Source organism: Streptomyces sp. NBC_00986, from assembly GCF_045162565.1.
In the GTDB taxonomy this organism is placed as follows: Bacteria; Actinomycetota; Actinomycetes; order Streptomycetales; family Streptomycetaceae; genus Streptomyces.
The window spans coordinates 9,601,917-9,616,019 of the sequence record NZ_CP108733.1; the positions used below are offsets into that span (position 1 = coordinate 9,601,917).

Here is a 14,103-nt window from a genome sequence, read left to right on the forward strand (position 1 = left end):
CCCGCCCTGACGGCCCCTCAAGGCCCGTAGGAAGCCTCCGGGCCGCGCTCAGCGCCCGGGGGACTCCGCGGCTGTGCGGGGGGCCTGTGCGGGCGTCACGTGCGATCCGCGGATGATCTCGTAGTCGCCTCGCTCCGCCCGGCCCAGCACCCAACTCGTGCCGTCCAGCGCCTTCGCGGCCTTCTTCAGCGGCGCCAGACACGCGGCCGCCTGCCGGTGGTCGGTCACGCTGCCCGGCACGCACAGGACGGTGGCCAGGGACAGCGTCACGGCCCTGCCGCCCGCCTCCCAGGGCACGTCGAGCACGTCGGCGGCCAGCGGATGCAGCCCCTCCGGATCGGTGAGCACCAGGAAGTCGTCCCCGCCGATGTGCCCCACGCGCGCGTGCGCGGTCGCCGCCTGCTGCAGCGCCCGCCCGACCGAGCGGATCAACTCGTCGCCCGCCGCGAAACCGGCCCCGTCGTTGACCTGCTTGAAGTGGTCGACATCCAGCCAACTCAGCGCGAACGTCCGCCCGTCCGCGATCCGCCGGTCCACCTCACCGGTGATCGCGTCCGAACCGGGCAGCCTGGTCAGCGGGTTGAGCCCCGCGGCCTCCTCCACCCGCGTCTCGGCCAACGTCCGCACCAGATCGGCGAGTCGTACGACGCCGACACAGCGTCCGTACCGGTCGACCACCGCCACATCGTCCGACGTACGGTCCCGGTCGCCGACCGCGACCACGTCCAGGACCTCCCAGGCGGTCGCGTCGACGCCGACCGTCCGCGGCACGTCGCCGAGCTTGGCGGCGGGCCGGTCGGAGTACAGGGCGTGGCCGTAGCGCCCCGACATCGACAGAAGGAAGCGCGACCGGTGCACCGAGCGGACCGGCACCCCGTCCCGGTCCACGAGCACCACCCCGGAGACGTCCGGCGAGCCGGTCAGCAGCGCCCGCACCTGACCGGCGGACGCGGTGTCGGGCAGCAGCGCGGCCGGCCGGACGAACTCCCGCACCCAGGGCCCCGACGGCGGTGTCGTCGCGAGTCCGGGGGCGCGGGGCGGAACGTATACGTCCACCGCGGGGATCCGCGTCGGCGGTGCGAACAGCTCGCCCTGCGCCAACTGGGCCCCGGCCGCCCGCGCGGTCGCGCACTGCGTCTCGGTCTCGACGCCCTCCACGGACAGCAGGGCGCCCAACTGCTCGCACAGGGTCCGCATCGCCCGCACCGCGGCCGGCCGCTCCAGCAGCGACGCGTCGAGTTTCACCAGGTCGGGCGCCAGGTCCGTGAGCAGCCGCAGGGGTACGTCACCGTCGCCGACGCCGTCCGCACAGATCCGGAACCCCTGGCCGCGCAGCTCGGACACCGCCTCCAGGAGCGCCCGTTGGGGCACGTGCGTGTACGGCGGCACGATGTCGATCGTGACCTCCCACGGCAGCCGCCCCGCCTCGCGCACCGCGCTGTGCAGCGGGGTGAGCCCGCCGAGGTCGGCGAGGGTGCCGGCGAACACGTTGATGTGCAGCGGCAGCAGGGTCTCCTTGCGCGCGGCGGCGCGGACCGCCAACACCGCCAGCCTGCCGTCGAGTTCGGGGTCGCGGCGGGCCTCGGCCAGGATGTCCCCGGTCTCCGGGCGGACGAGGACCTCCAGCCCCGCGACTCCGCCGGTGGTCAGATTGACCACCGGCTGGAAGGCGAAGCGGAGAGTGTCCGTCGAGGAGCGCACGGCAGCATGATGACGCCACCGGCGTACGCCCAGGCCCAGTTCATAAGACGTTCACGCAGCCTTGCGGGCTGCTCACACCGCGTGCGGCGCGCCGTCGGTCATCGCACGGCGACCACCGCCGACCCGTGCCCGAACAACCCCTGGTTCGCGGTGAGCCCCGCCCGCGCCCCCGCGACCTGCCGGTCGCCCGCGTCGCCTCTCAACTGCCAGGTCAACTCGCAGACCTGGGCGATCGCCTGCGCCGGAACCGCCTCCCCGAAGGAGGCCAGCCCACCGCTCGCGTTCACCGGTATGCGCCCGCCCAGGGCCGTCGCCCCCTCCCGGAGCAGCTTGGCGCCCTCGCCCTCGCCGCACAGCCCCAGATCCTCGTACCACTGCAGCTCCAGGGCGGTGGAAAGGTCGTACACCTCGGCCAGAGAGAGCTCTTCGGGGCCGACGCCCGCCTCCTCGTAGGCCGCGCGCGCGATCGACGCCCGGAAGGTCTCGTCCGGCGGTGGGGCTCCCGCCGCGGAGTCGGTGGCGATGTCCGGGAGGTCCAGCACCGTGTTGGGATAGCGCGGCGTCACCGTGGACACCGCCCGGATCCGCACCGGGTCCGCCGCCCCGTGCCGGCGCGCGAACTCCATGCTGGACAGCACCAGCGCGGCCCCGCCGTCCGAGGTGGCGCAGATGTCCAGCAGCCGCAGCGGATCGGCCACCACCGCGGAGGCGGCGACCTCCTCTGCGGAGACCCGCTTGCGGTAGCGCGCGTACGGATTCAGCGCCCCCAGGGCCGCGTTCTTCACCTTGACCTGGGCGAAGTCCTCCGGGGTGTCCCCGTAGCGGGCCATCCGCCGGCGCGCGTACAGCCCGAAGTACGTCGGATTCGTCGCCCCGAGGACCCGGAAGCGCAGCCAGTCCGGATCGTCGTGCCGCTCGCCGCCGGCCGGCCGGAAGAACCCCTTGGGCGCTGCATCGGCGCCCACGACCAGGACCACGTCCGCGAGCCCCGAAAGGATCTGCGCCCGCGCCGCGTTGACGGCCTGCGCCCCGGACGCGCACGCCGCGTACACGCTCGCCACCCGGGCACCCTGCCAGCCCAGCGCCTTCGCGAACGTCGCGCCCGCCACATACCCGGGATATCCGCCACGCACCGTGTCCGCGCCGACGATCGAGCCGACGTCCCGCCACTCCAGCCCGGCGTCGGCGAGCGCCGCCCGGGCCGCCGCCGTCCCGTACTCGACGAAGCCGCGCCCCCACTTCCCCCAAGGGTGCATGCCCGCGCCGAGCACCGCCACGTCCGCGGTCATTCCGCCACCCCCGCAGGCCGCCAGTGCCAGGTCGTCCAGGTCGTCTCCGCGTCCTCGCTCAGGACACCGGGGACGACCTCCACCTCCATGCCCACCGTCAGATCGGAGACGGTGATCCCGGGAACCGCCTGTCCCAGCACCACGATCCGCTCGGCCTCCAGCTCCACAGCGATCAACGCGTACGGTTCCCACGGAAGTTCCGGATCGCTCACATACGGTGACGGTGGCCGGTACCGGCTGTCCGTGTACGACCAGACACGGCCGTGCCGCGACAGCGGAACCTCGGCCAACTCGCCGCCCGCGCAGGCCGGATTGCGGCAGTGGCCGTCCTCACGCGGGAAGAAGACCGAGGCGCACGCGGAGCAGCGCGTGCCGAGGAGCCGGAAGTCGTCCCCGTCCCCGGTGAACCAATCGGTGACCACAGGTGTGCGTGTCCGCGACAACGTCCCTCCACAGCACTGGATCTGACGGAACGTCAGAAGTGTGCCACGGGCAACGGAAAATGAGCAGGGCGTTTCGGTGAACCATCGAGCCACTTACGGCGTCGTGGTATCGGGAGGGACGGCCGGGGCCCACGGGGGTGGTTCCGGCCGTTTCCCGTTCACGCGTGCGGCCCCCGGAAAGACGCCCTCCGCTTGATCGGATACAGTCCGCCGGGTGTCCGAAACTCAAGCCTCCGTCCCCAACTCCGGGCCGAACAGCCACTGTTCGAGCTGCGGATCGCCCTACGGAGAGGGCGTCTCCGGCTGGCCCCGTACCTGCCCGGCCTGCGGCACCGTCGCGTACCGCAACCCGCTGCCCGTAGCCGTCGCACTCCAGCCCGTGTACGACACCAAGGGCAGCGCCCTGGTCGTCATCACCCGAACCGTCGCCCCCGCGCGCGGAGGCGTCGCCCTCCCGGGCGGTTACGTCGACGACCGCGAGGACTGGCGACAGGCCCTCGTCCGCGAACTCAGGGAGGAGACGGGCATCGACGCCGCGAGTCGCGACGTACGGCTCGTCGACGCCATCAGCTCGCCCGACGGCCATCTGCTGCTCTTCGGGGCCCTTCCCGAGCGCCCGGTCGAGGGCCTGCCCAAGTCCGTCGCCACCGACGAGACGGAGGGCTGGCACCTGCTGCGGAGGCCTGAGGAGCTCGCCTTCCCGCTGCACTCCGTGGCCGTCAGGGCCTGGTTCGAAGGCCGGTACCTCTGAGGTCAGCCCTCACCCAGCCCTCGCACCCGCACCGGGTAGGACGGCGCGCTCACGCCGTCCTCCCGCTCCCGCTCCACGACCACCCGCCGGCCCTCCCAGTGGGCGACGTACCGCTCGATCTCCGGTTCGTCCCAGCCGTCGCCCGCGTCCGGCACCACCAGCCCGCCCCCGGTCCGCCCCCGGGCGGGCGCCCACACCTCCAGCTCCAGCCCGCCGTCCGCGCCCTGCACAGGCAGCACGGCACCCGCGCGCGCGAGCACCGGAATCCGCGACAACGGGGCGTCGAGGAGAACCTGGGCCGGTCCCTCGTAGGCCTGCTCCGTCTCCGTGTCGTACCAGCGCCCCCGCGGCAACTGCACCGCACGCCGGTCCGACCCCGGATCGAGTACCGGCGCCACCAGGAGACAGTCGCCCAGCAGGAAGGCGTCCTCGCAGTCCCGTAGCGCGCGATCCTCCGGCGCGCCCCACCACAGGGGCCGCACATAGGGCGCCCCGGTCCGTCGCGCGAGATGGGCCAGCGTCATGAAGTACGGCAGCAGCCGCCGCCGTTCGACGAGCGCCACGCGCGCGTGCTCCAGCACGTCGGCACCGAACTCCCAGGGCTCCCGACGCCCCGCCCGCAGGCTCGCGTGCGTGCGGAACAGCGGCAGATACGCGCCGAGTTGGAACCAGCGCAGATACAGCTCGGGCGACGGACTCCCGTCGAAACCGCCCACGTCCGGACCCGAGTACGGCACCCCGCACAGCCCGAGCCCCATGACCAGCGACAGCGAGGCCCGCAACCCCGGCCAGCCGGTGGCCACATCACCGGACCAGGTGCCCCCGTAGGACTGCATCCCGGCCCACCCGGAGCGCGAGAAGAGGAACGGCCGCTCCTGGGGGGCCAGTTCGCGCAGCGCCTCGTAGGCGGCTCTTGCCATGCACAGGGCGTACACGTTGTGCGCCTCGCGATGGTCGCCGCCCCGCCCGTCCAAGTCGTGCCGGGCCGAACGGGGCAGGGTCGACTCCCCGAACGCGGTGAACGACGTGGGCTCGTTCATGTCGTGCCAGTACCCCGCGAAGCCCTGCGCGAGCCGCTCCTTGTAGAGCCCGCCCCACCACGCCCGCACACGCGCGTGCGTGAAGTCCGGGAAAACGGCCTCGCCGGGCCATACGACTCCCCGCACCAGCCGCCCCGAGGCGTCACGCACGAAGGCATCCTCGGCCATACCGCTGTCGTAGACGGCGTTCCCGGGCTCGGCCTTCACCGCGGGGTCGACGACCGAAACCAGCCGGATGCCGTCCCGCCGCAACTCCTCGGCGAGCAACGGCAGTTCGGGGAAGTGCTCGCGGTCGACGGTGAACACCTGGTGCTGGTCGTAGTGGTCGATGTCCAGGTGGACGGCGTCCAGCGGCAGACCGCGCTCCTGGTAGCCGGCGACGATCCGCCGCACCTCCTGCTCGCTGCCGAAGCCCCACCGCGCGTGATGGTGCCCCAGCGCCCAGGCCGGCGGCAGCGCGGGAGCACCGGTGAGCGAGGCCCAGGCGTGCAGCACGCGCGCGGGGGTGCCCACCACGACCCAGCAGCGCAGCGGACCGCCGTCCATCCGCAGCTCGGACGCCCCGGCCCGGTCGTGCCCGGAACCGGCGCCCTCCTCGCCCTCCCGCAGCGTCACCGTGCCGTCCCAGGAGGTGTCGTGGAACACCAGATGCGTGGCCGCGTCGGCGACCACCAACTGCACCGGCATCGTGACGTACAGCGGATCGTCACCCGGCGCGAAGGCATGCCCGGGGTCGGTGTTCCACAGCCGGTACGTCCCGTCGCGCAACCGGGGGCCCGATGCGCGCCCGCCGAGCCCGAAGAACCGGGCGTCCGCCGCCACCTCCGAGCGCTGCATCCAGCGTGCCGTGCCGCCGCCCACCGGCTCCCACCAGCGCGGCGGCAGATCCCGGCGCAGCGTCACACCTCCGGGCGTACGCACCTCGACCGCGCCGTGCCGCGACACGGAGACCGTCACCCGCTCCGCCACGACCCGCCAGCCACCGTCCTTGTCCGGCTCCAGGACCGCCCGGGGATCCGGCTCGGGACAGCGCCCGCCGAGCGCGTACGACGGCTCCGGACCGGACCCGTCCCAGCCCCAGAAGACGGCCCCGTTCGCGGCGACGGTGATGCGCAGTTCGGAGCGGCTGAACCGGATGACCCCGCCGCCCGGCCCCGGCTCCGCCTCCCGCACCGGCCCCGGGACCCGAGCCCGCTCAGCGCCCCGCGAGGGCAGCCCGGTGGCGTCGGCACGCCGCCTGCGCCACGCCGCCCGTACGGTACGCAAACCCTGCGCCGCCCCCGTCGAACCGACCACCTTCACCGAACGCACCAGGTCACGACCGTCCATGCTGCTCACCCTGCCATTACAGGCCCCGGATAACCGTGTCGTTCAACTGCCGTTCACCCGTGGTGGGACCACATCTTCACGACACGGACCATGTGGAGCCCGCCCTGGTGCAGAAGTCGATCACATGGCATCGTCCGTGTCAGCCGCGTCACGCGCACACCCCCGCACGTGCGCGACCCGACGCACACGACGCGCACAGTCCCGGGAGCCGCCCATGTCGACCGCGAACCCCCTGCCGCTCTGGCAGCCAGATCCGGAACGCATCGCCCAGGCACAGGTCACCAGGTTCCAGTCCTGGGCGGCCGAACACCACGGAGCGCCCGCCGAGGGCGGCTACGCGGCACTGCACCGCTGGTCCGTCGACGAACTGGACACGTTCTGGCAGGCCGTCACCGAGTGGTTCGACGTCCGCTTCTCGACCCCCTGCGCGCGCGTGCTCGGCGACCGCTCGATGCCCGGCGCCCACTGGTTCCCCGGAGCGACCCTCAACTACGCCGAGCACGCCCTGCGCGCGACGGAGACCCGCGCGGACGAACCGGCCCTCCTGTACGTCGACGAGACCCATGAACCGAGCCCGGTCACCTGGGCGGAGCTGCGCCGCCAGGTCGGCTCCCTGGCCGCCGAACTGCGCACCCTCGGCGTACGCCCCGGAGACCGCGTCAGCGGCTACCTCCCGAACATTCCCCAGGCCGTCGTCGCGCTGCTCGCCACGGCCGCCGTGGGCGCCGTCTGGACGTCCTGCGCCCCCGACTTCGGCGCCCGCAGCGTCCTCGACCGCTTCCAACAGGTCGAACCGGTCGTCCTGTTCACCGTCGACGGCTACCGCTACGGCGGCAAGGAACACGACCGCCGCGACACGGTGGCCGAACTCCGCCGCGAACTCCCCACACTGCGCGCGGTCGTCCACATCCCCCTGCTCGGCACCGAAGCTCCCGAAGGCGCCCTGGAGTGGTCGTCCCTGACGTCGGCCGACGTGGAGCCCGTCTTCGAAGAGGTCCCCTTCGAGCACCCCCTGTGGGTGCTCTACTCCTCGGGCACGACCGGCCTCCCCAAGGCCATCGTCCAGTCCCAGGGCGGCATCCTCGTAGAACACCTCAAGCAACTCGGCCTGCACTGCGACCTGGGCCCCGAGGACCGCTTCTTCTGGTACACGTCCACCGGCTGGATGATGTGGAACTTCCTCGTCTCCGGCCTCCTGACCGGCACGACGATCGTCCTCTACGACGGCAGCCCCGGGTACCCCGACATCGGCGCCCAGTGGCGCGTCGCCGAACGCACCGGAGCGACCCTCTACGGCACCTCGGCCGCGTACGTCATGGCCTGCCGCAAGGCCGGCGTGCACCCGTCCCGGGACTTCGACCTCTCCACGGTGAAGTGCGTCGCCACCACCGGATCACCCCTGCCCCCCGACGGCTTCCGCTGGCTGCACGACGAGGTCCGCGACGACCTGTGGATCGCCTCGGTCAGCGGCGGCACGGACGTCTGCTCCTGCTTCGCGGGAGCCGTACCGACCCTCCCGGTGTACATCGGCGAACTCCAGGCCCCAGGCCTGGGAACCGACCTCCAGTCCTGGGACCCGAACGGCGACCCCCTGGTCGACGAGGTCGGCGAACTCGTGGTCACCAACCCCATGCCGTCCATGCCGATCTACTTCTGGAACGACCCGGACGGCACCCGCTACCACGACAGCTACTTCGACACGTATCCCGGAGTGTGGCGCCACGGCGACTGGATCACCGTCACCTCCCGAGGCTCCGTAGTCATCCACGGCCGCTCCGACTCCACGCTCAACAGGCAAGGCGTGCGCATGGGTTCGGCCGACATCTACGAAGCGGTCGAACGGCTCCCGGAGATCAAGGAGTCCCTCGTCATCGGCATCGAACAGCCCGACGGCGGCTACTGGATGCCCCTCTTCGTCCACCTCGCCCCCGGAGCGGTCCTCGACGACGCCCTCCTGGGCCGCATCAAGCAGGCGATCCGCGAACAGCTCTCCCCACGCCACGTACCCGACGAGGTCATCGAGGTGCCCGGCGTCCCGCACACGCTCACCGGGAAGCGCATCGAGGTACCGGTCAAACGCCTCCTCCAGGGCACCCCTTTGGAGAAGGCGGTCAACCCGGGCTCCATCGACAACCTCGACCTGCTGAGCTTCTACGAGGACCTCGCCCGCAAACGCGCCTGATCACCCTCCCGTAGAGGACGATCACCCTCCATAGGTGGCCTCGGACTCGCCCTCGCCGAGCACGGCGGCGAAGTCCGAGGCCAGCCGAGCCGCGTCGGCCGGTTCGAGCTCGGCGACGGAGATCCGTACACCCGGCTCGGACGACAGCCGGAACCGCGCCCCCGCGGCGACCCACCAGCCGTACGACCGCAGCCCGTTGACCACGGCGGACTCGTCCCGCACGGGCACCCAGAGGTTCATGCCGCTCGCCCCGTGCGCGTCGATTCCCCGCCCGCTCAGCTCCTCGCGGAGGGTCTCCCGGCGCAGCACATAGGCCTCCTTCGCGCGCGCGACCAACGCGCGCGTGCCGTCGTCCGTCATCAGCCCGTGGACGGTCTCCTGGAGGAGATGACTGACCCAGCCGGACGTCAGCAGCAACCGCCCGTCGTGCCGCGCCAACGTGACCGGATCACAGGCCGCCGCGGCCCACCGCAGGTCGGTTCCCAGGAACTTGCTCACCGTCCGCACATGCACCCATCGCGACAGCCCACCGGACGTCAGCGACCACAGGGGAGCGGCCGCTACGGAGGACGCGTGATCGTTCTCCACGACCAGCACCTCCGGATCGTCCCGGAGCACCTCGACGAGCGCGTCCCGGCGCGCGGCCGAGAAGCAACCCCCGTACGGATTCTGCGCCCTGGGACTGCACACCACGGCGCGCACACCCACCCGTAGTACCGCGCGCAGGGCATCGGGACGCATGCCCTCGTCGTCCACGGCGACAGGCACCATTCGCAGCCCCAACGCCGTGACCAGGTCCAGCAGATGGTGATAACCGGGGTCCTCCATGGCCACGGCGTCCCCGGGCCGCAACTCCACGGACAGCAGCCGCCCGATCAGATCCAGCGCCCCGTGCGCGAAGGTCACGTGCTCCACAGGCACACCGTCGGGCCGGAGCCAGTCCCGTACGGTCTCCTCCAACCGCGCCAGCCGTGGCGTCGACCGGTGGGACCGCGCACCGGGGGAGAGCCGCGAAGGCGGCACCAGGGCCGGCAGGAACGCCGGATCGGGGTGCCCGCCGGCCAGGTCCCGCAGACCCTCCGGTACCCGGGGCGGCCGCCGCGCCGCCACCGACGGAGCCTGTGCCACCACTGTCCCGCCCCGCCCGCGCGTGACGACGATGCCCCGCCGGCGCAACTCCTTGTACGCCGTGGCGACGGTCCCCGGGCTCACCCCGAGCTCGTCCGCGAGCCGCCGCACCGGAGGCAGCGCGGCACCCGGCCCCAACGCCCCCTCGGTCACACGCCGTTCGACGGACGCGGCAATCCCCTTGGCCGTCGCACCACTGATCCCATATTGTATTGCCACGTCGATCACTATGTATCAATACATAATTCAACGCAAGGGGGAGTAGTGAGTACGACGCGTCGCGCAGCCGGACGGCCGAAACGCATACCTGGAGGACGCGACGGCCGCAGAATGCTCGCGATCGCCCTCGTCGACCGCACCGGCAGCGGCCTGTGGGCGTCTGTCTCCGTCCTGTACTTCACCTACGTCTCGCATCTCTCCGTGGCCCAGGTGGGCACCCTCGCCGCGATCGCCGGTGCCATCGGCATCGCCGGCGCACCTCTGGGAGGGCGCCTGGCCGACCGGTTCCCACTGACCCGCGTGCTCGTCGCCCTCCAACTCCTGCGCGCCCTGGCCTCGTTCGCCCTGCTCACCACGGACAACTACGTCCTGCTGATCGTCTTCTCGGCAGCCGGCGGCTTCGGGGACCGCGCCGCCAACGTGCTCACCAAGCTCTACGCCACCCGCGTGGCAGGCCCGGACCGCATCCGCTACCAGGCCATCAGCCGAACCGCGGCCAACGCGGGCTGGGCCCTGGGCGGTCTCACCGCCGCGGCCGCCCTCGCCCTCGGCACGACCGCCGCCTACCACTGGCTCCTCCTCGGCGACGCCCTCTCCTTCGTCGCGGTCGCGACCCTCACCGCGGGCTGCGGCGAACCCCCGTCGCCGCAGCGCACCGTAGCGACGTCGAAGAACGTGCCGCCCGCAAGCAGGCCACCGAACCCCTGGCGTGACCGCACCTACCTCGCGTACGTCACGACCGAGACCGTCCTCTTCCTCGACGACGCCGTCTTCAAGGTCGGCCTGCCACTCTGGATCGCCCACGCCAGCGACGCACCGCACGGACTGGCACCCCTGCTGATGGTCCTCAACAACGTGATGGTGGTGGCGTTCATCGTCCCCCTGGCCCGCTTCGCCACCACGACAGCGGCCACCCGCAACCTGCTGATACCGCTCTCCGCCGCCTTCGCCCTGGGCGGCGCGACCCTGGCGCTCTCGGCCACCGGCGGAGCCGTCACGGCGATCGTGCTCCTCACCGCTTCGGCGGTCGCCTTCACCGTGGCGGAAATGCTGCACGCCACCATCTCGTGGGAACTCTCCGTCGCCCTCGCACCCGACACCGCACAGGGCGCCTACCTCGGCGTGCACGGACTCGCCCAGTCCACCCAGCGCAGCATCGGCCCACTCGCGGTCACCGCGGCCATCGCCACCGGCCCCCTCGGCTGGACCGTCTTCGGCGCCTTCATCGCCCTGACCTGCATGATTCAGCACCGCCTGGTCCGCGAACCCCTCGTTCGGACGCCGCTGTCAGTGCCGCCAGTTACTGTGAGTGAGCATTGATCGACCGTGCACAGGGGGAAACATGGCGCACACCGACCACCAGACCATGCGACGCGTTCTGCGCCGCGAAATCGCGGGAACCATCGGTCTGTTGACCGACGAGCAGGACTTCAGCACCATGCGGCGCTATCGAAGCTTCACCTTCGACGACCACGCCGCCTACCTCCAGCAGGTGGAGGCCCTCCTCAGGAGCCGCGCCCTCCAGGGCAGCCACACCAGCGTGGCCCTCTTCGACCCCGAGGAGTACGCCGAGTTCTGCGTCAACAGCGGCCTCGACCCCGACATCCCGTCGAGCCGAGCCCGCTTCACCGCCGAACTCGCCGCCACCGGCCCGACCTTGCTCTACGAAGGCCAGCCACTGGCCGACCTCCTCCCGGCCCTGGTCGACGAGGCTGTCCGCCAGGCGACCTGGGAGTACGCGACCACACTCCTCGCCCGCCTCGGAGCCTGCGCCTCCTGCGGCGAGGACATCGGCCGCGCCGCCTTCACCCGGGCCTCCGGCCTCCTCGTCCGCATCCTCGACACAGCCCGCCCCGGCAACCGACACCTCGTCTGCAGCGTCTCGGGAGCACCGGAAACCCTCGTCGCCATCCTCCACGCCGACCAGGACGAAGACGACACCACGCACCTGGACGACGCCGAGGCCCTCGAATTCACCACGGTGCTCGCCCTCGGCCTCGCCACCCGAAGCCCCGGCGGCCTCGTCATGCGGACCACCAGCCCCGACACCCCGGACTGCATCTACGGCTGGCGCCTGCGCGGCGACGGCCTGGAAGCCCTGACCGCCGGCGAGGTCTTCGACGCCTACTGCACCGACGTCGAATCCGGCGACCTCATCTCCCCGGAATCAGGCGTCGACTACTGCGTACCGCCGGACCTCGGGGACCTGGAGCAGCCCCCGGGAGGACACCACCACTGAAACGCCAGGGGCGGCTCACCCATGGGTGAGCCGCCCCTGAACCACAGCCGACGGAAGGCTTCCCGCCCAACTGTTTCCCTATCTGCCTATTCGCCGGACAACACCGCCTGAGCAGCCGCGCGCGCCTCCTCGGCACTGTCCGCTGCGCGCGCGGCCAGCGCTGCCCGCTCGCACTGCGCCAACGTGTACTTCGCCAGCGCCGAGCGCACGTAAGGAATCGAAGCCGCACCCATCGAAAGCGAGGTGACCCCCAGACCGATCAACACACAAGCCAGCAGCGGGTCGGACGCGGCCTCACCGCAGACACCACAGCTCTTGCCCTCGGCCTTCGCCCCCTCGGCGGACATCGCGACCAGGTCGAGCAGCGCGGGCTGCCACGGATCCTGCAGCCGGGACACCGCACCCACCTGACGGTCGGCGGCAAAGGTGTACTGCGCGAGGTCGTTGGTCCCCAGCGACAGGAATTCGACCTCCTGCAGAATCGAGCGCGCCCGCAGCGCGGCCGACGGAATCTCCACCATCGCACCGAACTTGGCCCGCAGTCCGGCCTCCCGGCACGCGTCCGCGAACGCCTTCGCGTCCGCACGGTCCGCGACCATCGGCGCCATGACCTCGAGATAGACCGGCAGCCCTTCGGCGGCCTTCGCGAGCGCCGTCAGCTGAGTGCGCAGCACATCGGGGTGGTCGAGCAACGACCGCAGACCGCGCACACCCAGAGCCGGGTTCGGCTCGTCGGCCGGCGTCAGGAAGTCCAGCGGCTTGTCCGCGCCTGCATCCAGCACCCGCACGACGACGCGCCCCTCGGGGAACGCCTCGAGCACCTGCCGGTAGGCCTCGATCTGCTTCTCCTCGGACGGAGCGTTCTTGCTGTCGTCCAGAAAGAGGAACTCGGTACGGAAGAGCCCCACACCCTCGGCACCCGCCTCCAGCGCGGCCGGTACATCGGCAGGCCCGCCGACATTGGCGAGCAGCGGCACCTTGTGCCCGTCGGAGGTGGCACCAGGACCCGTAGAAGCGGAGAGAGCGGCCTTGCGCGCGGCGGCCGCGGCCTCCAACTGCTCCTTCTTCTCATCGCTGGGGTTCACGAAGATCTCGCCGGTGCTGCCGTCCACGGCGACCACCGTGCCCTCGGCCAACTCCCCGGCCCCCGGCAGCGCCACCACGGCCGGCACACCGAGCGCCCGCGCCAGGATCGCGCTGTGACTCGTCGGCCCGCCCTCCTCGGTGACGAAACCGAGCACCAGTGTCGGGTCCAGCAGAGCCGTATCGGCAGGCGCAAGGTCACGGGCAATAAGGACGTACGGCTCGTCGCTGTCCGGAACACCCGGCATCGGCACCCCGAGCAACCGGGCGACGATACGGTTCCGCACGTCATCGAGGTCGGCCACCCGACCGGCGAGATACTCACCGGCACCGGCCAGCAGAGCACGGTAGGCGGCGAAGGCGTCGTAGACGGCCCGCTCCGCGGTACTGCCGACGGCGATACGACGTTCCACGTCCGCCATCAGCTCGGGGTCCTGGGCCATCATGGCCTGCGCCTCGAGCACCGCCTGGGCTTCGCCCCCCGCCAGATTGCCGCGCGCCATCAGGTCGGCAGCCACAGCGTCCACGGCTTGGCGGGCGCGCCCCTGTTCGCGCTCGGCGTCCTCCACCGGAATCTGCTTGGCAGGCGGTTCCAGAACCGCCGTCCCCATGTGCCGAACCTCGCCGATCGCCACACCGTGGCTCACACCGACGCCTCGCAGCGTTGTCTCCATCTCACCCGTCTCCGATAGTGCGGCG

The 14,103-nt window shown here is 71.8% G+C and carries 10 protein-coding genes; 4 read left to right on the top strand and 6 right to left on the bottom strand.

Translation table 11 applies throughout. From position 1 onward, the window contains the following. Positions 1 to 48 precede the first annotated feature (48 nt). The 3 genes from OG504_RS43175 to OG504_RS43185 all read right to left on the bottom strand — a co-directional run bounded on the left by OG504_RS43175 (position 49) and on the right by OG504_RS43185 (position 3,412). Positions 49 to 1,701: an EAL domain-containing protein gene (locus tag OG504_RS43175; protein WP_405994639.1), complete on the bottom strand. Its 1,653-nt coding sequence runs from the start codon at positions 1,699 to 1,701 to the stop codon at positions 49 to 51. A 98-nt stretch (positions 1,702 to 1,799) separates the two neighbouring features. Beyond that, the gene (locus OG504_RS43180; protein ID WP_405994640.1) at positions 1,800 to 2,990 is read right to left on the bottom strand and encodes a lipid-transfer protein; all 1,191 of its coding nucleotides are present in this window, start codon (positions 2,988 to 2,990) and stop codon (positions 1,800 to 1,802) included. Then, a complete protein-coding gene (locus tag OG504_RS43185; RefSeq protein WP_405996577.1) occupies positions 2,987 to 3,412 on the bottom strand; it encodes a Zn-ribbon domain-containing OB-fold protein in 426 nt (141 codons plus the stop codon). The genes OG504_RS43180 and OG504_RS43185 overlap by 4 nt, the downstream gene beginning before the upstream one ends. Positions 3,413 to 3,647: 235 nt before the next feature. Here OG504_RS43185 and OG504_RS43190 point away from each other — a divergent pair, with 235 nt between their 5' ends. Continuing rightward, positions 3,648 to 4,184, top strand: a complete 537-nt coding sequence (locus tag OG504_RS43190) for an NUDIX domain-containing protein (protein ID WP_405994641.1) — start codon at positions 3,648 to 3,650, stop codon at positions 4,182 to 4,184. A 2-nt stretch (positions 4,185 to 4,186) separates the two neighbouring features. On the opposite strand, the gene OG504_RS43195 is transcribed toward OG504_RS43190, so the two are convergent. Then, complete coding sequence (locus OG504_RS43195) at positions 4,187 to 6,553, bottom strand: TIM-barrel domain-containing protein (protein WP_405994642.1); 2,367 nt, start codon at positions 6,551 to 6,553, stop codon at positions 4,187 to 4,189. Between the two features lie 214 nt (positions 6,554 to 6,767). Between OG504_RS43195 and OG504_RS43200 the strand changes: the two genes are divergently transcribed. After that, positions 6,768 to 8,735: an acetoacetate--CoA ligase gene (locus OG504_RS43200; protein ID WP_405994643.1), complete on the top strand. Its 1,968-nt coding sequence runs from the start codon at positions 6,768 to 6,770 to the stop codon at positions 8,733 to 8,735. Between the two features lie 21 nt (positions 8,736 to 8,756). Here OG504_RS43200 and OG504_RS43205 read toward each other — a convergent pair whose 3' ends face one another. After that, complete coding sequence (locus tag OG504_RS43205; protein WP_405994644.1) at positions 8,757 to 10,082, bottom strand: aminotransferase class I/II-fold pyridoxal phosphate-dependent enzyme; 1,326 nt, start codon at positions 10,080 to 10,082, stop codon at positions 8,757 to 8,759. Between the two features lie 111 nt (positions 10,083 to 10,193). Here OG504_RS43205 and OG504_RS43210 point away from each other — a divergent pair, with 111 nt between their 5' ends. Next, entirely contained in the window at positions 10,194 to 11,402 is a 1,209-nt protein-coding gene (locus OG504_RS43210; protein ID WP_405994645.1) for an MFS transporter, read from the top strand. A gap of 22 nt (positions 11,403 to 11,424) precedes the next feature. Then, positions 11,425 to 12,321 (top strand): hypothetical protein, encoded by an 897-nt coding sequence (locus OG504_RS43215; RefSeq protein ID WP_405994646.1) that lies wholly within the window; start codon positions 11,425 to 11,427, stop codon positions 12,319 to 12,321. A gap of 86 nt (positions 12,322 to 12,407) precedes the next feature. Here the strand turns inward: OG504_RS43215 and ptsP are convergent, their stop codons facing one another. After that, positions 12,408 to 14,078 (bottom strand): phosphoenolpyruvate--protein phosphotransferase, encoded by a 1,671-nt coding sequence (gene ptsP, locus OG504_RS43220; protein WP_405994647.1) that lies wholly within the window; start codon positions 14,076 to 14,078, stop codon positions 12,408 to 12,410. Between the last annotated feature and the right edge of the window lie 25 nt (positions 14,079 to 14,103).